Origin of the sequence: Pseudomonas lopnurensis, from assembly GCF_015070855.1 — a bacterium.
Taxonomy (GTDB): domain Bacteria; phylum Pseudomonadota; class Gammaproteobacteria; order Pseudomonadales; family Pseudomonadaceae; genus Stutzerimonas; species Stutzerimonas lopnurensis.
In genome coordinates this window covers 360,768-386,848 of record NZ_JADDIX010000077.1, presented here as the reverse complement: position 1 = coordinate 386,848, position 26,081 = coordinate 360,768, and the positions used below count along the sequence as shown (strand labels likewise).

At 68.5% G+C, this 26,081-nt stretch carries 25 protein-coding genes; 15 read left to right on the top strand and 10 right to left on the bottom strand.

The window, feature by feature from the left end; all coding sequences use genetic code 11:
• The first annotated feature begins 434 nt into the window (after positions 1 to 434).
• From moaA to IN820_RS16985, 3 genes are all read left to right on the top strand, one after another.
• A complete protein-coding gene (moaA, locus tag IN820_RS16995; RefSeq protein ID WP_193682095.1) occupies positions 435 to 1,424 on the top strand; it encodes a GTP 3',8-cyclase MoaA in 990 nt (329 codons plus the stop codon).
• A 150-nt stretch (positions 1,425 to 1,574) separates the two neighbouring features.
• Positions 1,575 to 2,180 carry a molybdenum cofactor biosynthesis protein B gene (moaB, locus tag IN820_RS16990; RefSeq protein WP_193682094.1) on the top strand — a complete coding sequence of 202 codons (606 nt, stop codon included), beginning with the start codon at positions 1,575 to 1,577 and terminating at the stop codon, positions 2,178 to 2,180.
• Complete coding sequence (locus IN820_RS16985; protein WP_193682093.1) at positions 2,177 to 3,409, top strand: molybdopterin molybdotransferase MoeA; 1,233 nt, start codon at positions 2,177 to 2,179, stop codon at positions 3,407 to 3,409. Before moaB ends, IN820_RS16985 begins: the two co-directional genes overlap by 4 nt.
• Positions 3,410 to 3,464: 55 nt before the next feature.
• On the opposite strand, the gene IN820_RS16980 is transcribed toward IN820_RS16985, so the two are convergent.
• The 8 genes from IN820_RS16980 to IN820_RS16945 all read right to left on the bottom strand — a co-directional run bounded on the left by IN820_RS16980 (position 3,465) and on the right by IN820_RS16945 (position 10,623).
• On the bottom strand, positions 3,465 to 4,016 hold the full coding sequence (locus IN820_RS16980) for a cytochrome b (RefSeq protein WP_193682092.1): 552 nt from the start codon (positions 4,014 to 4,016) through the stop codon (positions 3,465 to 3,467).
• 191 nt (positions 4,017 to 4,207) lie between these two features.
• Positions 4,208 to 5,635 (bottom strand): ATP-binding protein, encoded by a 1,428-nt coding sequence (locus IN820_RS16975; RefSeq protein WP_193682091.1) that lies wholly within the window; start codon positions 5,633 to 5,635, stop codon positions 4,208 to 4,210.
• Positions 5,629 to 6,288: a response regulator gene (locus IN820_RS16970; RefSeq protein ID WP_193682090.1), complete on the bottom strand. Its 660-nt coding sequence runs from the start codon at positions 6,286 to 6,288 to the stop codon at positions 5,629 to 5,631. Before IN820_RS16970 ends, IN820_RS16975 begins: the two co-directional genes overlap by 7 nt.
• A gap of 62 nt (positions 6,289 to 6,350) precedes the next feature.
• The gene (locus IN820_RS16965) at positions 6,351 to 7,001 is read right to left on the bottom strand and encodes a tetratricopeptide repeat protein (RefSeq protein ID WP_193682089.1); all 651 of its coding nucleotides are present in this window, start codon (positions 6,999 to 7,001) and stop codon (positions 6,351 to 6,353) included.
• Complete coding sequence (locus tag IN820_RS16960) at positions 6,998 to 7,831, bottom strand: SDR family oxidoreductase (protein ID WP_193682088.1); 834 nt, start codon at positions 7,829 to 7,831, stop codon at positions 6,998 to 7,000. The genes IN820_RS16965 and IN820_RS16960 overlap by 4 nt, the downstream gene beginning before the upstream one ends.
• A 10-nt stretch (positions 7,832 to 7,841) precedes the next feature.
• Positions 7,842 to 8,489, bottom strand: coding sequence for a TenA family transcriptional regulator (locus IN820_RS16955; RefSeq protein ID WP_193682087.1), 648 nt, complete (start codon positions 8,487 to 8,489; stop codon positions 7,842 to 7,844).
• A gap of 15 nt (positions 8,490 to 8,504) precedes the next feature.
• Entirely contained in the window at positions 8,505 to 9,950 is a 1,446-nt protein-coding gene (locus tag IN820_RS16950; protein WP_193682086.1) for an AMP-binding protein, read from the bottom strand.
• Entirely contained in the window at positions 9,934 to 10,623 is a 690-nt protein-coding gene (locus tag IN820_RS16945) for a thermostable hemolysin (protein ID WP_193682085.1), read from the bottom strand. Before IN820_RS16945 ends, IN820_RS16950 begins: the two co-directional genes overlap by 17 nt.
• Before the next feature lie 195 nt (positions 10,624 to 10,818).
• On the opposite strand from IN820_RS16945, the gene IN820_RS16940 reads away from it, so the two are divergent.
• The 6 genes from IN820_RS16940 (at position 10,819) to IN820_RS16915 (ending at position 16,826) form a co-directional block, all read left to right on the top strand.
• Positions 10,819 to 11,502: a response regulator transcription factor gene (locus IN820_RS16940; RefSeq protein WP_193682108.1), complete on the top strand. Its 684-nt coding sequence runs from the start codon at positions 10,819 to 10,821 to the stop codon at positions 11,500 to 11,502.
• Entirely contained in the window at positions 11,492 to 12,766 is a 1,275-nt protein-coding gene (locus tag IN820_RS16935; protein ID WP_193682084.1) for a sensor histidine kinase, read from the top strand. The genes IN820_RS16940 and IN820_RS16935 overlap by 11 nt, the downstream gene beginning before the upstream one ends.
• Before the next feature lie 81 nt (positions 12,767 to 12,847).
• Positions 12,848 to 13,525 (top strand): class I SAM-dependent methyltransferase, encoded by a 678-nt coding sequence (locus tag IN820_RS16930; protein WP_193682083.1) that lies wholly within the window; start codon positions 12,848 to 12,850, stop codon positions 13,523 to 13,525.
• A gap of 2 nt (positions 13,526 to 13,527) precedes the next feature.
• On the top strand, positions 13,528 to 14,247 hold the full coding sequence (locus tag IN820_RS16925) for a lipopolysaccharide kinase InaA family protein (RefSeq protein ID WP_193682082.1): 720 nt from the start codon (positions 13,528 to 13,530) through the stop codon (positions 14,245 to 14,247).
• Positions 14,237 to 14,644, top strand: a complete 408-nt coding sequence (locus IN820_RS16920; protein WP_193682081.1) for a diacylglycerol kinase — start codon at positions 14,237 to 14,239, stop codon at positions 14,642 to 14,644. Before IN820_RS16925 ends, IN820_RS16920 begins: the two co-directional genes overlap by 11 nt.
• Positions 14,645 to 14,672: 28 nt before the next feature.
• Positions 14,673 to 16,826, top strand: coding sequence for an LTA synthase family protein (locus IN820_RS16915; protein ID WP_193682080.1), 2,154 nt, complete (start codon positions 14,673 to 14,675; stop codon positions 16,824 to 16,826).
• Between the two features lie 157 nt (positions 16,827 to 16,983).
• Here IN820_RS16915 and trmA read toward each other — a convergent pair whose 3' ends face one another.
• Together trmA and IN820_RS16905 are read right to left on the bottom strand one after the other, a co-directional pair.
• Complete coding sequence (gene trmA / locus IN820_RS16910) at positions 16,984 to 18,066, bottom strand: tRNA (uridine(54)-C5)-methyltransferase TrmA (RefSeq protein WP_193682079.1); 1,083 nt, start codon at positions 18,064 to 18,066, stop codon at positions 16,984 to 16,986.
• 194 nt (positions 18,067 to 18,260) lie between these two features.
• Positions 18,261 to 19,556, bottom strand: coding sequence for an NCS2 family permease (locus IN820_RS16905; RefSeq protein ID WP_193682078.1), 1,296 nt, complete (start codon positions 19,554 to 19,556; stop codon positions 18,261 to 18,263).
• A gap of 155 nt (positions 19,557 to 19,711) precedes the next feature.
• Here IN820_RS16905 and IN820_RS16900 point away from each other — a divergent pair, with 155 nt between their 5' ends.
• From IN820_RS16900 to IN820_RS16875, 6 genes are all read left to right on the top strand, one after another.
• Positions 19,712 to 20,275: a DJ-1 family glyoxalase III gene (locus IN820_RS16900; protein ID WP_193682077.1), complete on the top strand. Its 564-nt coding sequence runs from the start codon at positions 19,712 to 19,714 to the stop codon at positions 20,273 to 20,275.
• 70 nt (positions 20,276 to 20,345) lie between these two features.
• Positions 20,346 to 21,323 (top strand): XdhC family protein, encoded by a 978-nt coding sequence (locus IN820_RS16895; protein WP_193682076.1) that lies wholly within the window; start codon positions 20,346 to 20,348, stop codon positions 21,321 to 21,323.
• 4 nt (positions 21,324 to 21,327) lie between these two features.
• Positions 21,328 to 21,924 (top strand): nucleotidyltransferase family protein, encoded by a 597-nt coding sequence (locus IN820_RS16890; protein ID WP_193682107.1) that lies wholly within the window; start codon positions 21,328 to 21,330, stop codon positions 21,922 to 21,924.
• Positions 21,925 to 22,296: 372 nt separating this feature from the next.
• The gene (locus IN820_RS16885) at positions 22,297 to 22,821 is read left to right on the top strand and encodes a (2Fe-2S)-binding protein (protein WP_193682075.1); all 525 of its coding nucleotides are present in this window, start codon (positions 22,297 to 22,299) and stop codon (positions 22,819 to 22,821) included.
• Complete coding sequence (locus IN820_RS16880; protein WP_193682074.1) at positions 22,818 to 23,804, top strand: FAD binding domain-containing protein; 987 nt, start codon at positions 22,818 to 22,820, stop codon at positions 23,802 to 23,804. Before IN820_RS16885 ends, IN820_RS16880 begins: the two co-directional genes overlap by 4 nt.
• Positions 23,801 to 26,002: a xanthine dehydrogenase family protein molybdopterin-binding subunit gene (locus IN820_RS16875; RefSeq protein ID WP_193682073.1), complete on the top strand. Its 2,202-nt coding sequence runs from the start codon at positions 23,801 to 23,803 to the stop codon at positions 26,000 to 26,002. Before IN820_RS16880 ends, IN820_RS16875 begins: the two co-directional genes overlap by 4 nt.
• Positions 26,003 to 26,081: the final 79 nt, after the last annotated feature.

Genomic DNA, 26,081 nt, shown 5'->3' with positions numbered 1-26,081 from the left:
CAGCGGCACTTGCGCCACCCCCATCGGGTCGCGCCACCGAGCGGGGCCCTGGTGGATGAAAAAAGCGTCATCCACCCTACGGGCTGATGCAATGACGGCGGCTTGGCTCTACGTAGGGTGGATGACGCTTCACCCATCCACCATTGCGGGTTGGAAATGGCTGGGCGCAGCGGCACTTGCGCCACCCCATCGGGTCGCGCCACCGAACGGGGTCCTGGTGGATGAAAAAAACGTCATCCACCCTACGGGCTGATGCAATGACGGCGGCTTGGCTCTACGTAGGGTGGATGACGCTTCACCCATCCACCANNGCGGGTTGGAGGTGGATGGACGCAGCGGCACTTGCGCCACCCCCATCGGGTCGCGCCACCGAGCGGGGCCATGGTGGATGAAAAAAACGTCATCCACCCTACGAAGCTTCAGAGGTTTTACCGATGACTCAATTACGCGATGCCCACGACCGCCAGATCGATTATCTGCGCATGTCGGTGACCGACCGCTGCGATTTTCGCTGCGTCTACTGCATGGCCGAGGACATGACCTTCCTGCCGCGCCAGCAGGTGCTCGGCCTGGAGGAGCTGGAGCGCATCGCGCGGATCTTCGTCGGCCTGGGCGTGAAGAAGATCCGTCTCACCGGCGGCGAACCGCTGGTGCGCCAGGGCATCGTCGGCCTCTGCGAACGGATTGCCGCATTGCCGGGGCTGCGCGAGCTGGTGATGACCACCAACGGCTCGCAACTGGTCAAGCTTGCCGCGCCGCTGGCACGCGCCGGGGTCAAGCGGCTGAACATCAGCCTGGATAGCCTGGACGCCGCCAAATTCCACGCCATCACCCGCACCGGCCAGCTGCAGCAGGTGCTCGACGGCATCGATGCGGCGCGCGCTGCCGGCTTCGAGCGGATCAAGCTCAATGCCGTGGTGATGAAAGGGCGCAACGCCGAGGAGGTCGCCGACCTGGTAGACTTCGCCATCGCCGGTGGGCTGGATCTGAGCTTCATCGAGGAAATGCCGCTGGGCGACGTCGGTCGTTCGCGCGGCGAGAGTTTCTGCTCCAGCGACGAGGTGCGCGCGCTGATCGCCGAACGCCATGCGCTGATCGATTCGGCCGAGCAGAGCGGCGGCCCGGCACGTTACGTGCGCCTGCCGGAGCATCCGCAGACGCGCATCGGCTTCATCTCGCCGCATTCACACAACTTCTGCGCCACCTGCAACCGCCTGCGGCTGACGGTGGAAGGGCGCCTGCTGCTGTGCCTGGGTCACGAGCATTCCATCGACCTGCGTGCGCTGCTGCGCCGCCATCCGACCAGCGACCAGCCGGTGATCGACGCCATCCACGCCGCGCTGCAGCGCAAACCGCTGCGCCATGAATTCTCCAGCGGCGGCGAGGTCCAGGTACTGCGTTTCATGAATGCCAGTGGCGGTTGAGGCAGCCTGCGTCATGACGTTTGCGACCCGTAGCCGCAGCCGGCGGCGAGCCCGGCAGGGAGCGGCTAGGGTGAGGAAATACATTAGGGGTCTGTTCCCTGGTCCACCGCAGGCTCAGCCTGCAACGAATTTTCCACGGAGTTACGAGCCATGGCTCATCTGTCCACGCGTGAATTTCAGCCACTCGATATCGCGGTGCTGACCGTCAGCGATACTCGCACCCTGGCCAACGATACCTCGGGCCAAGTGCTGGTAGACAACCTCGAAGAAGCCGGCCACCGGCTCGCCGATCGTGCCATCGTCGTCGACGACATCTGGCAGATCCGCGCCCGGATCAGCGCCTGGATCGCCGACGAGGCGGTGCAGGTGGTGTTGGTCACCGGCGGCACCGGCTTCACCGCCCGCGACAACACCCCGCAGGCGGTACAGCCGCTGCTGGACAAGCCGGTCGACGGCTTCGGCGAACTGTTCCGCCATGTCTCGCTGGCCGAGATCGGTACTTCGGCGCTGCAGTCGCGCGCCCTGGCCGGCATCAGCAACGGCACCCTGGTGTGCTGCCTGCCGGGTTCGCCCAATGCCTGCCGCACCGGCTGGCGGAAGATTCTCGGCGAGCAGCTCGACAGCCGTACCGGCCCGTGCAACTTCGTCGCCCACCTGAAAGCCTCGCTCGGCGAACGGTCGCAAGCTTCTCTGCGTGAACAGCCGCAAGCCTCTCTGCGCGAGCAGCCGCGCGTCTGCTGCGGGAGCCGCTCATGAGCGCCTGTGGTTGCGACAGCAAGGGCCTGCGGCCAGTGGACGAGGCGATCGACGAACTGCTCGCCCGCGTCCCGCCATTACCGCCCGTGGAACAGGTGGCGCTGTCGGATGCGCTCGGTCGCGTGCTGGCAGAACCCTTGAGCGCACCCTTCCCGGTGCCGGCCTGGGACAACAGCGCGATGGACGGCTACGCCCTGCGCGCCGCCGACCTGCCGGTCGAAGGCGGCTGGCTGCCGCTGGCCGGGCGGATCGCCGCCGGTGATGCGGCCGACCAGCAACTGCCGGCCGGTCATGCGGTGCGCATCTTCACCGGCGCGCCGCTGCCACCGGGGGCCGACACCGTGGTGGCGCAGGAAGACTGCCAGCTCGACGGCGATCGCGTGCAACTGCCGGCGGTCACCCGCGGCGCCCATGTGCGCCGTCAGGGCGAGGAGCTGCAGGCCGGTGCGCCGGTGCTGCAGGCCGGCAAGCGCCTGCGGCCGCAGGAAATCGGCCTGCTGGCGAGCTTCGGCGTCGCCCGCGTCGCGGTCTACCGCCGCCTGCGCGTCGGCCTGCTCTCCAGCGGCAATGAATTGCGCGAACCGGGCCAGCCGCTGGCGCCGGGGCAGATCTACAATTCCAACCGCTACTGCCTGCTCGGCGTGCTGCGCAGCCTCGGCCTGGAGGTGCACGACTACGAAATCCTCGTCGACGAACTGGCTGCCAGCCGCGACGCCCTGGCCCTGGCCGCCTCCGAGTGGGACCTGCTGATCACCTCCGGCGGCGTGTCGGTGGGCGAGGAGGACCACCTCAAGCAGGCGATCCGCGAGCTCGGCGAACTGCACCTTTGGCGCCTGGCGATCCAGCCGGGCAAGCCGCTGGCGTTCGGCGAGGTGGCGGGCAAGCCGTGGATCGGTCTGCCGGGCAATCCGGCGGCGGCGCTGATCACCTCGCTGGTGGTGGCGCGGCCGTTCCTGCTGCGTGCCCAGGGCTGCAGCGAGATCCTGCCCAGGCCCTTGCGCCTGCCGGCCGGCTTCGCCTGGCGCAAGACCAACAACCGCCGCCAGTACCTGCGCGCACGGCTGGAGCGGGCCGATGGCGAGATGCGCGTGTGCCTGCATCCGCGCCAGGGCTCGGCCATGCTGACCTCGGCGAGCTGGGCCGACGGCCTGGCCATCATCGACAGCAACCGTACCCTCGACGAGGGGGAGCCGGTGGATTACCTGCCGTTCAGCGAATTGCTCGCGTGAGACACGAAAACGCCCGGTCGATGCTGAGTCGGCCGGGCGTTTCCGTGTCTGCGCGTCAGGCCTGATGGCGGTGCGGCAGCATCCGCAGCAAGCTGCCGTCGCGGCGCACGTACTGGTGGAACAGCGCTGCTGCCGCGTGCAGGCCGATCAGCCAGTAACCGGCCACCGCCAGCGTTTCATGCAGTTCCTTGAACTGGCCGGCCAGCTCCTTGTTGGCGCCGATCAGCGCCGGCAGCTCGAGTCCGAAGAAGGGAATCGGCTTGCCCGCCGCGCTCAGGGTCAGCCAACCCAGCAGCGGCAGGCCGATCATCAGCGCGTACAGGGCCAGATGCATCAGGCTGGCCAGCACATGTTCCCAAGTCGCGCCCGCGACCGGCTTTGGCGCCGGCCGTAGCCAGCGCGCGAGCAGGCGCAGCCAGACCAGCGCGAACACCGTCAGGCCGAGCATGAAGTGCCACTGCTTGAGCAATTCGCGTGGCTCGCTGCCCTTGGCGAAATTGCCCTTCAGTTCGATGGTGGCGTAGACGCCGGCGATCAGCAGGACCATCAGCCAGTGCAGGGCGATGCTCAGGCGGCCATAGCGCATCAGCGGGTTCGATGCAGTCATTTCACGCACTCCGAGTAGGGGAATGTCGGCAGTCTGGGGCGCCAGGCTTAAGCGAACCTTAGCGAGTGGCCGCCATGGCTGCGGCGGGCTGTCGCGGGGGGCGGGGGCGTTTGCGCTGGTCGATGGATGGCTTCGGCCATCCACCCTACGGTCAGCAGATTCTGCGGATCGCCGCCGCGACGCGGCGTTGCCTATCCGGGCACCGACTGCGGCTGGCGGGGCAGGCGCACCCTGGCCTGCAGGCCACCGAGTGGCGAGTCGGCCAGTTCGATGCTGGCGCCATGCAGCTCGGCGATGCGTGCGACGATGGCCAGGCCCAGGCCGGCGCCCTGGCCGTCGCCCTGACGGTAGAAGCGCTCGAACAGCTTGTCCCGTTGCGCCGTCGGCACGCCCGGGCCGCTGTCGTCCACCCGCAACAGCAGCGCATCGTCGAGGCCGTGCAGGCTGACCTGCACCTGGCCGCCGTCCGGCGTGTACTGCAGGGCATTGCCGACCAGGTTCTGCAGCAGCGTGGCCAGGCTTGCCGCATCGCCGCTGAGGTGGAAATCGCCCTGCTCGTCGGCATCCAGTGTCAGCTCCTGGCCGCGGGCCAGCGCCAGCGGGGTCAGCTCGGCCAGGGTTTCACGGCACAGCGGCAGCAGGTCCAGCTCGGCCAGGCTCAGGCGCCGGGCGCTCGGCTCCAGGCGCGCCAGGGTCAGCAGCTGGATGACCACCCGGGTCGTGCGGTCGACGCCGGCGAGCAGTTGGCGGAGGGCTTCGTCACGGTCGGTCTCGCTGCCGGCCTGCTGGGCGTTCTGCGCATGGATGCGCAGCACCGCCAAAGGTGTGCGCAACTCGTGGGCGGCGTCGGCGATGAAGCGCTTTTCGCGCTCGACCAACTGGTTGACCTGCTGCAGCAGGCGGTTCAGCGAAGCCGCCACCGGCTCCAGTTCCTGCGGCAGGGGCGCCAGCAGCAGCGGTGCGAGGTTGTCCGGGTCGCGGCGCTTGAGCAGCTGCGCCATGCGCGCCAGCGGGCGCAGGCCCCAGCCCACCGCCAGCCAGATCAGCAACGCCAGCAGTGGCAGGCCGATGAGGTCGGGCAACAGACTGCGGCGGGCGATCTTGCCGACCAGCTCGCCCCGCACATCGCCGCGCTCGCTGACCAGAATCCACAGCGCGTCCTCGCGGTCGTGCAGCAGGAACAGGCGCCAGGCATGGCCGTCGAGCAGCACCTCGTGATAGCCGCCGGCGAGGCGGCTGAACGGCGACGCCGAGCCCGCGGCCAACTGCTGCAGCGCGCCATTCGGCGCGCCGGCCGATTGCAGCACGCTACTGCCGTCTGCGGCGTACACCTGAAAGCCCAGCTTGGTTTCGTAGTCATGCCCCGGCACGCCCTGGTCGCGCCGCGCATTCACCGCGGCGTCCAGCGCCTGCTGCAGCGCCTCGCGCGCCTGCGGGTCCATTTCTCGCATCACCAGGCCCTGCACCAGCCGCGCGCTGTGTGCCAGCTGCGCGTCGAACAGCTCCTCGATCTCGTGGCGGGCATCGCGGTAACTGCGCCAGGAAATCAGGCTCAGCGAGACCAGCAGGGTGCCGAGCAGCAGCGCCAGGGTGCGCTGGCGGATCGAGCGCTTCAGCATTTGTCCACCAGATAGCCGACGCCCCGCACGGTGCGGATCAGCTCGGGAAAGAACTTCTTGCGCAGGTGGTGGATGTGCACCTCCAGCGCATTGCTCTCGACGTCCTCGTCCCAGCCGTAGAGCACCTGCTGCAGGCGATCGCGGGTTAGCACGCGGCCGGGCTGGGCGAGCAGTTCGTGGAGCAGGACGAATTCCTTGCGCGGCAGGTTGATCGGCGTGCCCTGGTAGCTGACCTGCTGATTGGCCGGATCGAGCAGGATGCCGCGATATTCCAGGGTCGGCTCCGGGCGATTGAAGCTGCGCCGCAGCAGGGCGCGCAGGCGGGCCTTGAGTTCGGCGACATCGAACGGCTTGACCAGGTAGTCGTCGGCACCGGCGTCGAGCCCGGCGATGCGGTCGGAGGTCGCATCGCGGGCGGTCAGTACCAGCACCGGCACCGGGTTGGCCGCGGCACGCAGGCGCTTGAGCACGTCCAGGCCGTCCAGGCGCGGCAGGCCGAGGTCGAGGATGGCCAGCTCGAAGCGCTCGTGGCTCAGCGCGTGCAGCGCGCTGGCGCCGTCCTGCAGCCAGTCGACCGTATAGCCCTCGGGCTTGAGCGCGGTGCGGATGCCCTCGCCGAGGGCGCGATCGTCTTCCACCAGCAGAATGCGCATATTGTTCCTGTCGTCCTGAAGGGTTCGCGGCATTGCTGTGCATTCAACGCCGCCGCTTGCGGTTATTCCAGCTTTTCCTTGACCTGCGCGAGCAGCGCGCGGGCCTCGTCGCGGCGCCCGGCATCGGCGATTTCGCGACCGCGTCGGGCGGGCGCGGCCAGGGCCCGCTCCAGCGCCGCGCGGGCCTCGCCGTAGCGCTTCTGGCGCAGCAGGAAATCGCCGTGAAAGTAGTTGGGATCGATGCCGTCCGGGTTCAGCGCCAGCGCCTGCTTGAACAGCGCCTCGGCCTGGTCCTCATCACCGAAGCCGATCGGCCAGCCGGGTACCTGGTAGTAGAGGCTGGCGAGGCTGGTGTAGGCCGAGCCGTCCAGTGCCTGCGGGTCGAGTTCGATGGCTTTTTCCAGTTCCGCCTTGGCCTGCTTGACCAGGCCGAGCGCGCCGAGCCCGCCCTTGGCGCCGGCCCAGGTGCTGAGCACGATGCCATGCCAGGTATGCAGTTCGGCGGCGTCCGGCTCGCTAGCCACGGCCTTTTCCGCCTCGCCGGCGAGCCCGGCGAAGGCGGCTTCACGCTGTCCCGTCGGCAACTGGTAGTTGATCTCGGCCCAGCGCGTCTGGATCTGGCGCAGCGTGGCGTCGCCAGCCGGGCTGAGGGCGAAGGAAGGCTGGCAGGCCAGGGCCAGCAGCAGGGAGCATAGAATGGACAGGCGCTTCATGGGTGTTCTCCAGGCATGGGGGTGGATGAGGCAGGTGGTGGCGATTCGGCACCGGCGAAGCGCTTGATCACCGGCAGCTGCCTGCGCAGCGCCTGGTCGACCAGCCGCGGCAGCAGGCCGTTGAGGCGCACGAAGAGCTTTTCCGGCCAGCCCAGATAGAGCTCTTCGCGCTCGCGGACGATGGCCCGCAGGATCTCGTCGGCGACCTGCTGCGGGTCGTCCATGTCCACCTTCAATTCGTCGTTCATTGCCACCACCTGGGCGCTGTTCATCGCCGTGCGGGTCGCTCGCGGTGCGATGTAGAGCACCTTGACGTGGCTGTCGGCCAGTTCGCGGCGGAGCGCTTCGGAAAAGCCGCGCAAGGCGAACTTGCTGGCGCAGTAGGCGGCAAAACCCGGATAGCCGATCGAGCCGAAGGTCGAGCCGAGGTTGACCAGCAGGGCCTGCGGTTGCTGGCGCAGCAGCGGCAGCAGCAGGTGGGTCAGTTGCAGGGTGGCGGTGACGTTGACGTCGATCAGCCGGGCGATGGCGTCTTCGTCCTGCTGTTCGAGCAGGCGGAACTGGTTGATCCCGGCGGCGTTGATCAGGCAGTTGAGCCCGCCGAAGCGGCGCGCGGCATCGAGCACCGTCTGCCGGCCGCTGCGCTGGGTGAGGTCGGCGCAGATCAGGCTGACCTGGCCGGGATGGCGCTGGGCGAGGTCGTCCAGGGCGAGGCTGTCGCGTCCCACCAGCAGCAGTCGTGCGCCGTCCCGGCAGAGCCGCTCCACCAGCACCTGGCCGATTCCGCCACTGGCGCCGGTGAGCAGGGCTCGGCATCGATTGAGTTGCATGGTCGTGCCCTCAGGCCGTCAGGCTGCGGAAGATGTCGCCGTAGAGGCGATAGACCACCCGCGCGGTGTGCACCACGGCGGCCTTGTCGCTGTCGTCGTCGAGACGGTTCATCAGCGTCTTGAAGAACGCGATGTGCTCGAGATCGAGGCTGCCATGGGAGGTCAGGTAGCTGAAGGCTCTGGCCGGCAGCTGGAGCCTGTCCTGCAACACGCCGGCGGCCTGGGTCGCCAGGGCGGTGCTGGTGCCTTCCAGCACGTTGACCATGCCGAAGAAGCTCGTCGGGTTGTGCCGCGCGATGCGGTCGTAGACGTAGGCGACCATCAGTTCGGTGGGCAGCGCCGGCTGGCCGTCGCGCACCGCTTCGGCATCGCCGCCACAGGCGCGGATGTCGTTGAGAATCCACTCCTGGTGGCCGATCTCCTCTTCGATGTATTCGGCGATCGCCTCGCGCAGCCATTCCAGCCGCTCCGGCAGGCGTGCGCCGCAGGCCATCAGCAGCGGCACCGTGTGCTTGACGTGGTGATAGGCCTGGGTGAGGAAGGCGATGTACTGCGCGCGGGTGGCGCTGCCGGCGAGCGCTGAATGAATGATCGGTGCGGCCAGCAGATATTCGCGCTCGCTGCTGGTCTGGTGTTGCAACTGGTCGAAGAATTCCATGGGGTTGCCTCGAAGTCAGGGCTGAAGGGCGTTGATGGCGGTCTGGTAATGGCCGAGCAGGGCGTTGCGGCGCAGGCGGCCGTTGGCCGTGGCCAGGCCGTTGTCGGGTCGGAACGGTTGGCCGGCGCGCAACCAGTGGTGCACGCGGGCGTAGTCGGGCAGGCCGGCGTTGACCTGGCTCACCGCGGCCTGCAGTTCGGCATCGCTGCAGTCGGCGCGCCGCGGCACCAGCACCGCAACGTTCTGCGGCAGGGCTTCGCCGTGCAGCCAGGCCTGGGCGATGGCTGCCTGCTGGACCAGCTCGGCTTCCACCCACTCGGGATTGACGTTGCGCCCGTAGGCGGTGACGAACTGGTGCTTCTTGCGCCCGTGCAGGACCAGGAAACCGTCCTCGAAATGCCCCAGGTCGCCGCTCGCCAGCCAGTCGCCCGCCAGCGCTCGCTCGCCGAGATAACCGAGCATGTGCGGGCCTTTGACCAGCACCTCGCCATCCTCTGCCAGGCGCAGCTCGGCATGCGCCAGCGGCCGACCGACCGTGCCGATGCGCCGCGCTTCGGGCGTGTTCAGGCAGACCACCGAGGCACATTCGGACAGGCCATAACCCTCGAATACCGGCAGGCCGAGGCGTTCGGCGCGCTGCAGCAGCTGCGGCGCGACCCGGCCACCGCCGACGGCGACGAAGCGCAGCGACGAGGGCAACGGCAGGCCCTGTTCGGCGGCGCTGACCAGCGCCAGCAGCAGTTGCGGCAGCAGGATCAGGCTGTGCGGACGGCTCTCGTTCAGCGTGGCGAGCAGGCGCGGTAGCTCGAAGCCCGCGGCGCCGCTGAAGCCGATCTCGGCCAGCGGCCGCAGTTCGATCCGGGCGCCGGCCAGCAGCGGTGCGTAGAGCCCGGCGATGTTCTCCAGCAGGGTCGCCAGCGGCAGCACGCACAGGTGCTGCTGCACGGCGCAGGACAGGCTGGCCTGCCACAGGCTCTCGGCCACCGCCAGCTGCGCGCGGGCGTCCAGGCAGACGCCCTTGGGCTGGCCGGTGGTGCCGGAGGTGTAGGTGATCTTGCGCGTGTCCGCTGGCACCGGCGTGACGACGCCCGGCTGGCGTTGCAGCAGTCCGCGAGCGGTCTGGCGAAAGCCGCAGCGCTCGCTGAGTGCGCTGGTCGCGCCGATCAGGCAGTCGATGCCGGCGTGCTGCAGCACGTGCTCCTGCTGGGCCGGCGAAAAGAAGCCCGGCAGCGGTACGCAGACCCGTTCGGCGCGCAGCAGCGCCAGGTCCCACAGCGCCCATTCCAGACCGTTGTCCAGCGCCAGGGCGACGCGCTGCACGCCGAGCGTCTCCAGCAGGCTGGCGCGGGCGGCGACTTCGCGGCGCAGCTCGGCGTAGCTGAGCTGACGCGCACCTTCGGCCAGGGCGATGCCGCTGTGCTGCTCGAGCGCCGCCCAGAAGCGTTCAGCTGCAGGCTGCATGCGGCACCTCCGCGGCATCGAACAGCGCCTGGTAGCCCAGCCGCGGGTAGACGCCAAGCTGCAGCAGGTGCTGATGCCCCGGCAGGATCTCCCCGGCCATGACCTGAGGGCGGCTGGCGTAGTAGCTGCCCCAGTCGGCCAGCTCGTCGCCCATCCGGGCCGGATCGGCCAGGCCCAGCGGCAGCGGCGTCAGCGCCAGGCGCTGGAAGCTGTTGAGCAGCGCCGGCGTGCCGGTGAACACCACCCAGCGAAAGCCCTGGGCGACCAGCAGATCGGTCAGCGCGACGATCAGCAGGCGCGCCGAGGCATTGCCAAAGGCGGCGAGGTTGCCGACCTCGACGATCTCCTCGCGCGGCACCGTACGCCCATGGCGCTGGCTGACGGCCTGCTCGATCGGCTGGTCGAGATAGCGTTCGAGGAACAGCGGTCGGCGCTGGGCGCTGCGCAGGCCGACGGCGCCCTGTACGGTGCCGTCTTCGGCGTGCAGCCCGAGCAGGCAGGGCATGAAATGCTTCACGCGCGCCCCGTAGTATTCGGCGAAACGCTGATGGATGAAGGCTTCCAGCGCAGCACGACGCTCGCCTTGATCGGCTTGGGCCAGTTGCAGGGTCATCGGTCGCTCGCGGCCGATGCGTGCCAGTACGTCAGTTTGATCCACCCAGGGGAGTTCCATTCGGGGAACCTCGGTTAAGAGCCTGGGGCGGATTGTTGGGCGACAAACTTAAGGCAGTCTTAAGCCCGCGGGGCTGCAATGATGCGCGGCAAGGGCGACGTTTTTTTCACATCGCTTCGGCTATGTTCCGCCCCGCGCGCAGGCGCAGTACTGTCTGTCGCAGCCGTTCCGAAACCTGTCGTGAGTACCCGTGCGATGCGCATCCTGGTCATCGAAGACAACCGTGACATCCTGGCCAACGTGCTCGATTACCTCGAACTCAAGGGCTACGTGGTCGACTGCGCGCAGGACGGCCTGAGCGGCCTGCATCTGGCCGCCACCCACGAATACGACCTGATCGTGCTGGACATCATGCTGCCGGGCATCGACGGCTATCAGGTCTGCAAACGCCTGCGCGAAGATGCCCGGCGCGACACGCCGATCATCATGCTCACCGCCCGCGATGCGCTGGCCGATCGCCTGCAGGGGCTGGGCGCCGGTGCCGACGATTACCTGATCAAACCCTTTGCCCTGTCCGAGCTGGTGGCGCGTATCGAAGCGATCCTGCGGCGCTGCCAGGGTTCGCGCAAACGCCAGCTGCAGGTCGCCGACCTCCGCTACGACCTCGATACCCTGGAAGTCACCCGCGCCGGCCAGCCGATCCGCCTCAATCCCATCGGCCACAAGCTGCTGGCGCTGCTGATGCAGCGGAGCCCGGCGGTGGTACGGCGCGAGCAGCTCGAAGAAGCGCTCTGGGGCGATCACCTGCCGGACAGCGATGCCCTGCGCAGCCATATCCATCAGTTGCGTCAGGCACTGGACAAACCTTTCGCCAAGCCGCTGCTGCAAACCGTGCACGGCGTCGGCTTCCGCCTGGCGGAGGAAAGCGATGCTCGCTAAACAGCCCTTCGCCCGACGGATCGTCATCGCCTTCACCCTGATGACGCTGCTGGTCAGCGGCGTGTTCTCGCTCGGCATCGTCGCGGTGGTGTACTTCATCGAAGCACAGCTGGTGACCGAGGAGATGAGCCGCGAGATGGATTCGGTGCTCGACGAGGATCTCGCCCACGGCCTGCCGCCACGGCTGGATGCGAGTACGCGCTTCTTCGCCTCGGGCCTGCCGCAGTACGCCATGCCGGATGTTTTCGCCGCGCTTGCGCCAGGCTTCACCGAGCTGGTGCGCGACGAGGAGGCCTACTACGTGTTCGTCCGCGACGTGGCCGGCGAGCGCTATGTGCTGATGGAGGACCAGCACGAGTTCGAAGCGCGCGAGAATGCGCTGTTCAACGTGGTGCTGGCCGGCTTTCTGCTCAGCGTGCTCGGTGCCTGGGTGCTGGGGCGGCTGATGGCCAACCGGGTGATGGCGCCGGTGAGCCGCCTGGCCAACCAGGTGCGCCATCGCGACCAGTTGCATCCGCTGGCGCCGCCGCTGGCACTGCAGTATCCCGATGACGAGGTGGGCCACCTGGCTGCCGCCTTCGACAGCACCCTCGGCCAACTGCGCCAGACCCTGGAGCGCGAGCGGCTGTTCACCGCCGACGTCAGTCACGAGCTGCGTACGCCGCTGATGGTGATGCTCGGCGCCTGCGAACTGCTCGAACAGGGCGAGCTGCCGCCGCGCGCACAACGGCAGACGGCGCGTATCCAGCGCGCCGCGCAGGAAATGCACGAGCTGGTGGAAACCTTCCTGCTGCTGGCGCGGGCGCGGCCCGAGCAGGCGTCGTTCGTCGGCGATGCCAGTCTGAAAAGCGTGGCGGCCGAGCAGAGCGAGCGCTGGGGGCCGTTGCTGGCAGAAAAGGGCCTGACCTTCGAGGTGCTGCAGGAGGGCGAGGACGAGGGTGCCTACAACCACACGCTGCTCGGCACGGTGATGTCCAACCTGTTGCGCAACGCGTTGCACTACACCGACAGCGGCACGGTGCGACTGATCCTCAGCCGCGGCGGCTTCCGCGTCGAGGACAGCGGCGTGGGCATCCCGCTGGCCGAGCAGGAACGCATGTTCCAGCCGTTCGTGCGCGGCGCCGAGCAGCGCGGCGAGGGGCTGGGACTGGGGCTGTCGCTGGTCAAGCGGGTCTGCGCGCACCAGGGCTGGGAGGTCGGCGTGACCGCGCGCCAACCGCAGGGCAGCTGTTTCCAGGTGCGGCTGCGCGATGGCGCCTCTTGACGTTTTTTTCACATCCTTTTGACGGCGCCTTGATCTTCGCCTCGCTAGTTTGGCGTTCTGCTTCTAACCGGAACGCCCGCCATGACGACATCGAGCCCTATCGAACTGGAGTTCTCGCGCAAGTACGACCGCGAGCACGCCTACGAATACCTGCACAAGCACCAGCATGGCCTGGCCCGGCGGCTGTCGCACTGGCGTGACGAGCAACTGGCACGGCGCGCGCTGAAGATCGCCGGCGACCCCGACCTGGTGCTCGACCTGCCCTGTGGCGCCGGACGCTTCTGGCCGCTGCTGGCCGAGCACCCGAGCCGGATGATCTTCGCCGCGGACAATTCCGCCGACATGCTGGCGATCGCCGAGGCGGCGCAGCCGCAGGAGGTGGTCAGGCGGGTGGAAACCTTCCAGACCTCGGCGTTCGCCATCGACATGGGTGACAACGCGGTGGACAGCATCTTCTGCATGCGCCTGCTGCACCACGTCGCCGACCCGGCGCACCGCCTGGCGATGCTGCGCGAATTCCACCGGGTCACCCGCGACACCCTGATCGTCTCGCTGTGGGTCGACGGCAACTACAAGGCCTGGAAGCGCAAGCGCCTGGAGCGCCGCCGCCCGGCCCGGGACAACCAGAACCGCTTCGTCGTCGCCCGCTCGGTGATCGAGGCGGAGTTCACCGCCGCCGGCTTCGACATCCTCGACCGCGGCGACTTCCTCCCGGGCTACGCCATGTGGCGGGTCTACGTGCTGCGCAAGCGGGGCTGAGCATGAGCCGATCCCTCGTACTGCCGGCCCGCGAAGCGCGTACCAGCACCTTCCAGCGCTGGTGGAACACCCAGGGCGAATGGGTCGAGCAGCCCAACCGGCGACGTGCCGGTGAAAGCGGCGTGCAACGGATACGGCTGTGCGACCCCCAGCAGCCATTGCTGTACTGCAAACGCCAGATCGGCCACCTGTATCGCTCGCTGCTGCACCCGTTCGGTCGCCCTACGGTGCTGCGTGAGCGGCATGCGCTGCAGGCCATGAGTGATCTCGGCGTGCGGGTGCCCGAAATCGTCTATTGCGGCACCCGGCAGCAGGCCGGGCAGTGGCAGGCGCTGCTGGTGACGACGGAACTGCAGGGCTTCGTCAGCCTGGAGGACTGGTACGGTGAGGGCATGCCCGGCTACTACGGCAGCGCCGTGCAGGCGCGCATGCTGGATGCGGTCGGCCGCACCCTCGGGCGTATCCACCACGCGCGCTGGCAGCATGGTTGCTGCTACCCCAAGCACATCTTCCTCAGGGTTCATGGCCAAGACGTTGCGGCGCGGGTCGAGGTGGCCCTGCTCGATCTGGAAAAGAGCCGGCGTCGGCTGCGCCGCCACGCCGCGGCCCGGCATGACCTGCGCCAGCTCAGGCGTCATTGCGCGGTCATGAGCGAGCCGGACTGGCAACGGCTGCTGACCGCCCATGCCGGCTATCGCGAGGTGCGCTGCGATGTCGCCTGAATGCTCATCCGAACGCGGCAGCGCAGTGGCCGATGGCGCGGCGCTCAAGGGTCGCAGCGGCTTGATGCGGCTGTGGCTCGCCGGGGGCTATTCGCTGGCCGGCCTTCGGGCCGCCTACCGCGGCGAAGCGGCGTTCCGCCAGGTGCTGCTGCTCTGCCTGCTGCTGATACCGCTGGCATTTCTGCTCGAGGTCAGCCGGGTCGAGCGCGCCGTGCTGATCGCCGTGGTGCTGCTGGCGCCCATCGTCGAGCTGCTCAATTCGGCCATCGAGGCCACCGTCGACCGCATTTCGCTGGAGCTGCACCCGCTGTCCAAGCGCGCCAAGGACATGGGCAGCGCGGCGCAGCTGCTGACCATGACGCTGATTGCGCTGGTCTGGGCGGTGATCCTGCTCTGAATCCCTTCCATTTGCCCAGGAATTTCCCATGACCGACGCAACTGCCCGCGCGCAGGCTGTTCAGCCCGGACTACGCCACCACCTGCTGTTCATGGCTGGCAGCGCGCTCGCACTGCTGACGCTGTTGGCCCTGCTGCGCCTGGCGCTGCTGCTGTTCAACCGCGAGCTGCTCGGTGACGCCTCGCTGGCCACCCTGCTCGAAGGCTTCGGCAACGGCCTGCGCTTCGACCTGCGCGTGCTGGTCTACATCCTCGTGCCGCTGTCGTTGGCGGTGCTGAGCCCACGTGCAATGGCAGCGCGCAGGCTGCAGCGAATCTGGCTCACCGCCTGCGCCAGTCTGGCGATCCTGCTCGGCGTGATCGAGCTGAACTTCTATCAGGAATTTCATCAGCGGCTGAATGCGCTGGTCTTCCAATACCTCGGCGAGGACCCGGCCACCGTGTTGAGCATGCTCTGGCACGGCTTTCCGGTGGCCACGCTGTTGAGCGTCTGGGGCGGGCTGACGCTGGTCTGGGCGCTGCTGCTCCGCTGGCTCGACGGTCGCTGCCGGCCACGCGGCGTCAGCCAGGCACACCGCTCGCCAACTCGTCCGCCGCTGGCCTGGCACTGGCGTGGCGCCACGTTGCTGGTGCTGGTACTGATCAGCGTGGTCGCCGCTCGCGGCACCCTGCGTCAGGGCCCGCCGCTGCGCTGGGGCGATGCCTTCACCACCGATTCGGTGTTCATCAACCAGCTCGGTCTCAACCCCGCGTTGACGCTCTACGAGGCGGCGAAGAACCGCTATTCCGATCATCGCGACAACGCCTGGAAGGCGGTGCTGCCCGAGGACGAGGCACTGGCGGTCACCCGCGAGTTGCTGCTGACCGGCAACGACCAGCTGGCCGACCCGGAGCTGGCCGCCGTGCGCCGCGACTACCGGTCGCCGGAGGTCGGTCGCCTGCCGGTGCGCAACGTGGTGGTCATCCTGATGGAGAGCTTCGCCGGGCGCTATGTCGGTGCGCTGGGCAGCCGCGACGGCATCACGCCCAACTTCGACCGCCTGGCCGGCGAGGGCCTGCTGTTCGAGCGCTTCTTCGCCAACGGCACCCACACCCACCAGGGCATGTTCGCCAGCATGGCCTGTTTTCCTAACCTGCCGGGCTTCGAGTACCTGATGCAGTCACCGGAGGGCGGCAACCGCTTCTCCGGGCTGCCGCAGCTGCTCAGCGCCCGGGCGTTCAACGACGTCTACGTCTACAACGGCGATTTCGCCTGGGACAACCAGGCCGGCTTCTTCGGCAATCAGGGCATGACCCGTTTCGTCGGTCGTAACGACTACGTCGACCCGGTGGTGGCCGACCCGACCTGGGGCGTCTCCGATCAGGACATGTTCGACCGCGCCGTGCAGGAACTCGGCACGCTGGCACCGGACGAACCCTTCTATGCATTGCTGCAGACGTTGTCCAACCACACGCCCTATGCGCTGCCGGACCCGCTGCCGGTGCAGCCGGTCAGTGGCCACGGCTCGCAGGATGCGCACCTGACCGCCATGCGTTATTCCGACTGGGCGCTGGGCCGCTTCTTCGAACAGGCCAAGCGCCAGCCCTGGTACAAGGACACCCTGTTCGTGGTGGTCGGCGACCATGGCTTCGGCGCGCCGGAGCAGCTCACCGAGATGGACCTGTTCCGCTTCCACGTGCCGCTGTTGCTGATCGCCCCGGGCATCACCGAACAGTTCGGCAGCCGGCGCGATGTGGTGGGTACCCAGGTCGACGTGGTGCCGACCATCATGGGCCGCCTCGGTGGCGAGGTGCGCCATCAGTGCTGGGGACGCGACCTGCTGGCACTGGACGAACGCGACCCGGGCTTCGGCATCATCAAGCCCTCGGGCAGCGACCAGACCGTGGCGATGATCCGCGGCGAGCAGATCCTGGTACAGCCCAAGGACCTCGAGCCGCGGCTGTACCGCTATCGCCTCGGCGCCGATGCCAGCGCCCAGCGGATCGAGGAGGCCGACAACGCGGCGTCGATGCTGCGCCAGCTGCAGGCCTATCTGCAGGTGGCCACCGGCAGCCTGTTGGCCAACACCGCGGGGGATCGTGAGCGGGAGGAGCCGGCAACCGGAGGAACGCTGGCGCGCGCTGCCGCCGACGGTGAACCGCCCGTTGCGCCGCAGGGCCAGCGCGGCCCCCGCGAGGGCTGAGGGCTCAAGTGCGCCGAGCGCTGGCCGCACAGGCCTGGCTCGGCCTGGCGCCCCATGCGGTCATCTGAAGTTGCCGCGCTCGCCCGCGCGGCCAGGTCGTGCCCGCGAAGCGCCGAGCAGCAAGTGACGTGCCGAGGCTGGCGAGTGCGCTGCTGCCTCAGCGGCGAACCAGCAGCACCCCGGCTTCCATGTGGTGGGTGTAGGGGAACTGGTCGAACAGCGCGCAGCGCTCGATGCGATGGCTGTCGGCGAGCTGGGCGATGTTCTGCGCCAGGGTTTCCGGATTGCAGGAGATGTACAGGATGCGCTCGAAGCGACGGGTCAGTTCGCAGGTGTCCGGGTCCATGCCGGCGCGCGGCGGGTCGACGAAGACGCTGCCGAAGTCGTAGCGCTTCAGGTCGATGCCGGCCAGGCGGCGGAACGGCCGCACCTCGTTCAACGCCTGGGTCAGCTCCTCGGCGGACAGGCGCACCAGCTCGATGTTGTCGATGCCGTTGCCTTCGATGTTGGCCAGCGCGGCGTTCACCGAGGTCTTGCTGATCTCGGTGGCGAGCACGCGGCGCACGCGGGTGGCCAGCGGCAGGGTGAAATTGCCGTTGCCGCAGTAGAGTTCGAGCAGGTCGTCGNCACCGAGCGCGTCGAAGGCCCAGTTCAGCATCTTCTGGCAGACCTCGCCGTTGGGCTGGGTGAAGGCGCCTTCCGGCTGGCGATAGCGGAAAGTCCGGCCGGCGACGATCAGTTGTTCCTCCACGTAATCGCGGCCGATGACGATGCGCTTGCCCTTGGAACGGCCGACCAGGCTGACGCCCAGGCTCGCCGCCAGGCGTTCGGCTTCGGCCTGCCAGGCGCCATCCAGCGGACGGTGGTAGGCCAGGGTGATCAACGCGTCGCCGGCCAGGGTGGTAAGGAATTCCACCTGGAACAGCTTGAAGCTCAGCGCCTCGGACGCCTGCCAGGCGGCTTTGAGCTGCGGCATGAGCTGGTTGATCCGGCGGCTGGCGATGGGGAAGTCGTCGATCAGGATCGCCTTGTGCTTGTCGCCCTGCTCGAACATCGCGTAATGCCGCTGGCCATCTTCGCGCCACAGGCGGAACTCGGTGCGCAGGCGGTAGTGCTCACGCGGCGAGTCGAAGACTTCCGGCGCAGGGGCGTCGAACGGCGCCAGCAGTTCCACCAGCCGGGCGGCTTTCTCGGCGAGTTGGGCGTCGTAGGTGGAGGGGTCGAATTGCGGGCGGCTCATGAAGACTCTTGGAATGGTGATGAATCGTAGGGTGGATCGGGGCGCGCAGCTGACGCTTCATCCATCCACCGGTTTGCACGAGAAGGTGGATGAAAAAAACGTCATCCACCCTACGGCTCGGAAGATGACGACAGATGGCGCGGAGTGCGCCACGCTTTTTCTTGCAGCTTGCAGCTTGCAGCTTGCAGCTGCCTTCAGCCGGCGAACCAGCCCAGCTTGACCACGAACAGCGCCGAGAGCACCCACATCGCCGGGCTCAGCTCGCGCCAGCGGCCGGCCAGCAGCTTGATCGCGGTCCAGGCGATGAAGCCGAAGGCGATGCCGTTGGCGATGGAGAAGGTCAGCGGCATGGCCAGCGCGGCGACGACTACCGGCGCGGCGACGGTGAGGTCGTCCCAGTCGATGCCGGCCAGGCTGCTCATCATCAGCACGGCGACGAACAGCAGCGCCGGCGCGGTGGCATAGGCCGGCACGGCACCGGCCAGCGGCGCGAAGAACAGGCTGAGCAGGAACAGCAGCGCGACCACGCAGGCCGTCAGGCCGGTGCGGCCACCGGCCGCGGTACCGGCGGCGGATTCGATGTAGCTGGTGGTGGTCGAGGTGCCCAGGGCGGCGCCGGCCATGGTCGCGGTGCTGTCGGCCAGCAGGGCGCGGCCCAGGCGCGGCAGCTTGCCGTCCTTGTCCAGCAGTTCGGCCTTCTGCGCGACGCCGATCAGCGTGCCGGAGGTGTCGAACAGGTCGACGAAGAGGAAGGCGAAGATCACGCTGATCAGGCCGATGTCCAGCGCGCCCATGATGTCCAGTTGCAGGAAGGTCGGCGCCAGCGACGGCGGCATCGAGACCACGTCGTCGAGCTGCGACAGGCCGAGCAGAATCGACAGCCCGGTGACCACCAGGATGCCGATCATCACCGCGCCGGTGACCTTGCGGTAGGCCAGCGCGGCGATCAGGAAGAAGCCCAGGCAGGCCAGCAGCGGGCCGCCGGCGCTGAGGTCGCCGAGGCCGACCAGGGTCGCCGGGTTGTCGACCACGATGCCGGCGTTCTTCAGCGCGATGATCGCCAGGAACAGGCCGATGCCCGCGGCAATCCCGGCGCGCAGGGCCAGCGGGATGCTGTGGATGATCCACTCGCGGATCTTGAAGATCGACAGCAGGAAGAAGATCGCCCCGGAGAGGAATACCGCACCCAGCGCGGTCTGCCAGGTGTAGCCCATGGTCAGCACCACGGTGTAGGTGAAGAAGGCGTTGAGGCCCATGCCGGGGGCGAGGGCGATCGGGTAGTTGGCGACCAGGCCCATGATCGCCGAGCCGATGGCCGCGGCCAGGCAGGTGGCGACGAACACCGCGCCGTGATCCATGCCGGTCTCGGCGAGGATGCTCGGGTTGACGAAGAGGATGTAGGCCATCGTCAGGAAGGTGGTGATACCGGCCAGGATCTCGGTGCGCAGCGTGGTGTTGTGCGCCTTGAGTTGGAACAGCTTTTCCAGCATGGTCAATCCTCTCGTGCCGGTCATGAGTGTGGGGGCTGGCCGCCAGCGTCGGGCGACTCGCTACAGCAAAGCCCATAAGGTTGGCGGTAGCAAAAGCCGCGCATCTTACACTGGCCGGCGGTCCGGTTGAATTTCCATTGAGCAGGAGAAGCCCCATGAGCAAACGTGTCCTGATTCCGGTGGCCGACGGTTCCGAAGACCTGGAGACGGTGACCCTGGTCGATGTGTTGCGCCGCGCCGAATTCGACGTCGTGGTCGCCAGCGCCGAGGAGCGGCGCATGCTGACCGGCGCGCGTGGCACGCGGATCACCGCCGACGCCATGCTGCTCGACGTGCTGGCGCAGGATTTCGACCTGATCGTGCTGCCCGGCGGCATGCCGGGGGCGAAAACCCTGGGCGAGCTGGAACCGCTGGCCGAGCGGGTGCGCCAGCAGGCTGCCGCCGGTCGTGAATTCGCCGCGATCTGCGCGGCACCGGCGATGGCCCTGCACGCCTATGGCGTGCTCAGGGGCCGCCGCGTCACCTGCTATCCGAGCATGAGCGAGCACCTGAGCAGCGCCACCTTCGTCGACCAGCCGGTGGTGGTGGATGGCAATTGCATCACCAGCCAGGGCCCGGCCACTGCGCTGGAATTCGCCCTGACCCTGGTCGAACGGCTCGCCGGTAAGGGCAGGCGGCGCGAGGTGGCCAGTGCCATGCTGGTGCCGGCGTCGAACTAACGCGGCGCCGAGCCGGTCACTGGATGCATGCCGGCCAACCCGGCCGCAAGGGGCGTACCCGAGGAGAACGATGGACAGTGTCGATCTGGCAGTGCTGCGCCGCGCCCGCGAGTGGCTGCGTGACGGGCATGCGGTGTTGCTCTACACGGTGGTGGAGACTTGGGGCAGCGCGCCGCGCCCGGTGGGTTCGCTTTTGGCGCTGCGTGGCGACGGCCGGGTCGAGGGCTCGGTCTCCGGCGGCTGCGTCGAGGACGATCTGCTCGCCCGGGCCGCCGCGCCCGCGCCGCGGGCGCTCGGTTGCGAGCTGATCACCTACGGCGTGACCCAGGAGGAATCCGCGCGCTTCGGCCTGCCCTGCGGCGGTACCCTGCGCCTGCTGCAAGAGCCGCTGCGCGCGGGCGACTGGCTCGACGAACTGCTGACCCGCTGCGCCGCCCACGAACGGTTGCTGCGCCGCCTGGAGCTCGCCACGGGGCAGGTCACGCTGCAGCCCGCGGGGCGCGACGAGCGCCTGTGTTTCGATGGCCAGGTCCTGCATGCGCCGTTCGGCCCGGCCTGGCGCCTGCTGATGATCGGTGCCGGCCAGCTGTCGCGCTATACCGCCGAGCTGGCTCACGGCCTGGGGTTCGAGGTGCTGATCTGCGACCCCCGCGAAGGCTATGGGCATGACTGGGATGCGGCGGCCGTGCGCTTCGTTCCCGGCATGCCGGACGATGCGGTGCTGGCCATCGAGCCGGATGCGCACACCGCCATCGTCGCGCTCACCCACGACCCGCGTCTGGACGACATGGCGCTGCTCACCGCCTTGCAGTCGCAGGCCTTCTACGTCGGCGCGCTGGGGTCGCGGGCCAACAGCGACAAGCGCAAGGCGCGGCTGCTCGCGCTGGGGCTGAGCGACAGCCAGGTGCAGCGCCTGCACGGCCCCATCGGCCTGCCCATCGGTAGCCGCATCCCGGCGGAAATCGCTCTCTCGCTGATGGCCGAGGTGGTGGCGCTGAAGAACGGCGCGCGGGCTCGCCAGGCCCTGCCGGGGCAGTGCTGTGCCTGAGTCCGTGGCGGCGGCGGGCATCTGCGCCATCGTCCTGGCGGCGGGGCAGGGCAGCCGCTATCGCCAGACCGACGATGCCGACAAGCTGCTCGCGCCCAGCCTCGCCGCGGCGCCTTCGCCGGTGGTGCTGCAGGCCACGCTGGATGCCTTGCAGGGCGTGGCCGAGCGGGGGGTGATCGTGGTGCGCGAGGACAATCATCCGCTGCGCGACTGGCTGCGTGTGCATGCCGGAACCTTCGAGCTGTTGGTGGTGCGGACCCACGGCCTCGGCCATAGCCTCGCCCAGGCCGTCGAGTGTTTCCCCGCCGCGCGCGGCTGGTTGGTGGCGCTGGGCGACATGCCTTATGTGCAACCGAGCACGCTACGGCGCATCGCGGCCGCCATCGCCGCGGACAGCCTGGTCGTGCCGGTCCATCAGGGCCGCCCTGGCCATCCGCGCGGCATTGGCTGCGCGTATCGCGACGCGCTGCTGCAGCTCGACGGCGACCGGGGCGCGCAGGCGCTGTTCGCCGAACGGCCGCTGCTGGAGCTCGCGGTGGACGACCCCGGCGTGCTGCAGGATATCGATCACCCGGACGATCGTCTGAAGCCTGAAGCCTGAAGCCTGAAGCCTGAAGCTAAAAGCATCGCCGCGAGGGCGCGCCTCCCACGGCTCCGGCGGATGCGTGCTGCTTTCGTGGGAGGCGGCAGGGGTGCGGCCCCGAGAAAGCCGCATGTGCACACCGCGCCCGTAGGAGCCGGGGGACGCCGAGTCCTTGCCGGCGATCATCGGCGTTGCGGCCGAACGTCCGCAAGCGGGCTCCCTACGGTGGCGTACAAAGGGGCATCCGCATTCATGCCCATCCGCCATCGCCTGGTGTGGGTGCGCTACCCCCATCCATCCCTCGCCATAGGCTGAACGTTTTCAAGATCGTGTCAGTCGTACCCAGAGACGCACGGACAGCGCATCCCTACGCCCAACCGTGAGGCTGCCATGAGCGAAAACCCCTCCGCGGCGGGTGCCATCGGCACCTGCACCATCACCCTCGTGCTGAACGGCGAGCACCGTCGGCTCGAGGTGCAACCCTGGACCACCCTGCTCGATCTGCTGCGCGACCCGCTCGGCCTGAGCGGCACCAAGAAGGGCTGCGACCACGGCCAGTGCGGCGCCTGCACGGTGCTGCTGAACGGCAGGCGGATCAACAGCTGCCTGACCCTGGCGGTGATGCACGACGGTGCAGAGCTGACCACCATCGAAGGCCTGGCCCGTGGCGCGGAGCTGCACCCCATGCAGGCCGCCTTCGTCAGGCATGATGCGTTCCAGTGCGGCTACTGCACGCCGGGGCAGATCTGCTCGGCCGTCGGCCTGGCCAGCGAGCGATGCGGGTACAGCCGCGAGGAAATCCGCGAATACATGAGCGGCAACCTGTGCCGCTGCGGCGCCTACCCGAACATCCTCGCCGCCATCGAGGAAGCACTGCCAGCGGTTCGCGGGCAGAAGCAGGAGGACGCGCGATGACGCCGTTCAGCTACCAGCGCCCGGACAGCATCGACCAGGCCATCGCCCTCGCCGGAGCGGACAGCCGCTACATCGCCGGCGGCACCAACCTGCTCGACCTGATGAAGGAAAACGTACTGCAGCCACGCCGACTGATCGACATCAACGGCCTGCCGCTGCACGACATCGAGGAAACCGCCGGTGGCGGGCTGATGATCGGCGCGCTGGTGAGCAACGCCGACCTGGCCTGGCACCCGCAGATCGAACAGCGCTACCCGCTGCTGGCCAAGGCGATTCTCGCCGGCGCCTCGCCGCAGTTGCGCAACATGGCCAGCACCGGCGGCAACCTGCTGCAGCGCACCCGTTGCTACTACTTCTACGACACCGCCACGCCGTGCAACAAGCGCGAGCCGGGCTCCGGCTGCCCGGCGCGCGACGGGCGCAACCGCATCCATGCGATTCTCGGCGCCAGCGCGGCCTGCGTGGCCGTGCACCCGTCGGACATGTGCGTCGCGCTCGCCGCGCTGGAGGCGCAGGTGCACGTCGACGGCCCGCACGGCCAGCGGCGCATCGCCATCGAGGATTTCCATCGCCTGCCCGGCGAGCATCCCGAGCGGGACAACACCCTCGGCGCGGGCGAACTGATCGTCGGCATCGAACTGCCGGGCGAGGGCTACGCCAGCCACTGCGCCTACCTCAAGCTGCGCGACCGCGCCTCCTATGCCTTCGCCCTGGTCTCGGTGGCCGCCGCGCTGGAGCTGGACGGCAAGACGATCCGCCGCGCGCGCATCGCCCTTGGGGGCGTGGCGCACAAACCCTGGCGCATCGAGGCCGCCGAAGAGCTGCTGTGCGGCAAGCGCGCCGAGCAGCAGTGCTTCGCGACCGCCGCCGAGCGCCTGCTGCAGGGCGCGCAGCCGCTGGCGGACAATGCCTTCAAGATCGAACTGGCCCGCCGTGCGATCGTGCGGGCGCTGAGCGAAGCCGCCGGAGGGACCGTCCGATGAACAGGGCTCAATCGCCTCTCGGCCAGCCGCTGGACCGTGTCGACGGCCCGCTCAAGGTCCGCGGCCAGGCACGCTATGCCGCCGAGTTCGACGTGCCGGGGCTGCTCTACGGCGCGGTGGTGTCCAGCGCCATCGCCCGTGGCCGGGTGCTGCGGATCGACAGTGCCGCCACCGAGGCGCTGCCCGGCGTGCATCTGGTGCTGAGCCACCTGAACCGGCCGCCCATCGCCAGCTACGACGAGCCTTACGAGGACGCCGACGCCGCCGAAGGCTCGCCGTTCCGCCCGTTGTACAACGACCGTGTGCTCTACAGCGGCCAGCCGCTGGCATTGGTCGTCGCCGAGACCCAGGCGCTGGCGCGGCATGCCGCGAGCCTGGTGCACGTCGAGTACGCGGCCGAATCGCACCAGACCGATCTGCAGGCGGTGCGCGAACAGGCCCACCCGGCGCCGGCCGAAGTGCCGCCGCCGCGCGGCGATTTCGAGGTGGCATTCAATGCGGCGGCGCACCGGGTCGAGGGCGAATACGGCACGCCGGTGGAACATCACAATCCCATGGAGCCGCACGCGTCCATCGTCCAGTACCAGCCGGGCGGCGAGCTGCTGATCCACGACAAGACCCAGGGCGTGCAGAACTGCCAGCGCTACCTGGAGCAGGTGTTCGGTCTGCAGGACAGGATCCGCGTGCTCTCGCCCTTCGTCGGCGGCGCCTTCGGCTCCGGCCTGCGTCCGCAGTATCAACTGCCACTGGCGGTGATGGCCGCGCTCGCGCTCAAGGCCTCGGTGCGCGTCGAACTGACCCGCCAGCAGATGTTCACCTTCGGCTATCGCCCGCGCAGCATCCAGCAGCTGAAGCTGGCCGCCGATGGCGAAGGGCGGCTGCAGGCCGTCGAACACCAGGCCATCGGCCAGACCTCGCGCTTCGAGGATTTCACCGAGCACGAGGTGGAGTGGTCGGGCATGCTCTATGCGTGCGACCACGTGCGCCTCGGCTACCGGCTGGCGCCGCTGGACGTCTACACGCCGCTGGATATGCGCGCGCCGGGCGCGACCATCGGCGTCTATGCGCTGGAATGCGCGATGGACGAGCTGGCCCATGAAGTCGGCATCGATCCGCTGGAGCTGCGCCTGCGCAACTACAGCGAGATCAACGGCAACCAGGGCAAGCGCTATTCCAGCAAGGAACTGCGCGCCTGCTACCGGCAGGGCGCCGAGCGCTTCGGCTGGTCACGCCGCCCGGCACAGCCGCGCAGCCTGCGCGAGGGCCACGAGCTGATCGGCATGGGCATGGCCACCGGCGTCTGGGAAGCGATGCAGATGCCGGCCAGCGCCAGGGCCTGTATCGATGCCGACGGCAAGCTGCTGGTGACCAGCGCCACCGCCGACATTGGCACCGGCACCTACACCGCCATGACCCAGATCGCGGCCGATGCGATGGGCCTGCCGATGGCGGATGTGGAGTTCCGCCTCGGCGATTCGAGCCTGCCGCAGGCGCCGCTGGAGGGCGGCTCGGCGACGGTGTCATCCGTCGGCAGTGCGGTGCAGCGGGCTTGTGCAGGGCTGCGGCAGAAGCTGCTGGACGCTGCGCAGCAGTCGCCGGCCTCGCCGTTCACCGGCGCCAGTCCGGACGCGGTGGAATTCATCGGCGGGCGGATGTGCCTGAAGGCCACGCAGCATGCGGTGGAGCTGAAGCGGATCGTCGAGGTCAGCGGCGCGCTGGAGTCCGAGGCGCACGTCGAACCCGGCGAGCAGCGCCAGCAATGGGCGACCGCGACGCACTCGGCGGTGTTCGTCGAGGTGCGGGTGGACGAAGACCTGGGCACGGTGAACGTCAGCCGGGTGGTCAGCGCCATCGCCGCCGGGCGCATCGTCAACCCGAAGACCGCCGGCAACCAGATCGTCGGCGGCGTGGTCTGGGGCATCGGCCAGGCCCTGCAGGAGGAGACGCTGATCGACCACCGGCTGGGGCGCTACATGAACCACAACCTCGCCGAATACCACATCCCGGTGAATGCCGACATTCCCGGGATCGAGGTGATCTTCGTCGAAGAGCACGACAGCGTGGTCAACGAGCTCGGGTCGAAGGGGGTAGGGGAGATCGGTATCGTCGGGGTGGCGGCGGCCGTGGCCAATGCGATCTACAATGCGACCGGGAAGCGGGTGAGGGATTTGCCGATTACCTTGGATAAGTTGTTGTGAGGGGACGCCTGAGTGGCGAGTGCACTCGGCTGGAGTGTAATGAAACTGCCTGTTTGAAAGTTTTGCTTTCATGGTGTTG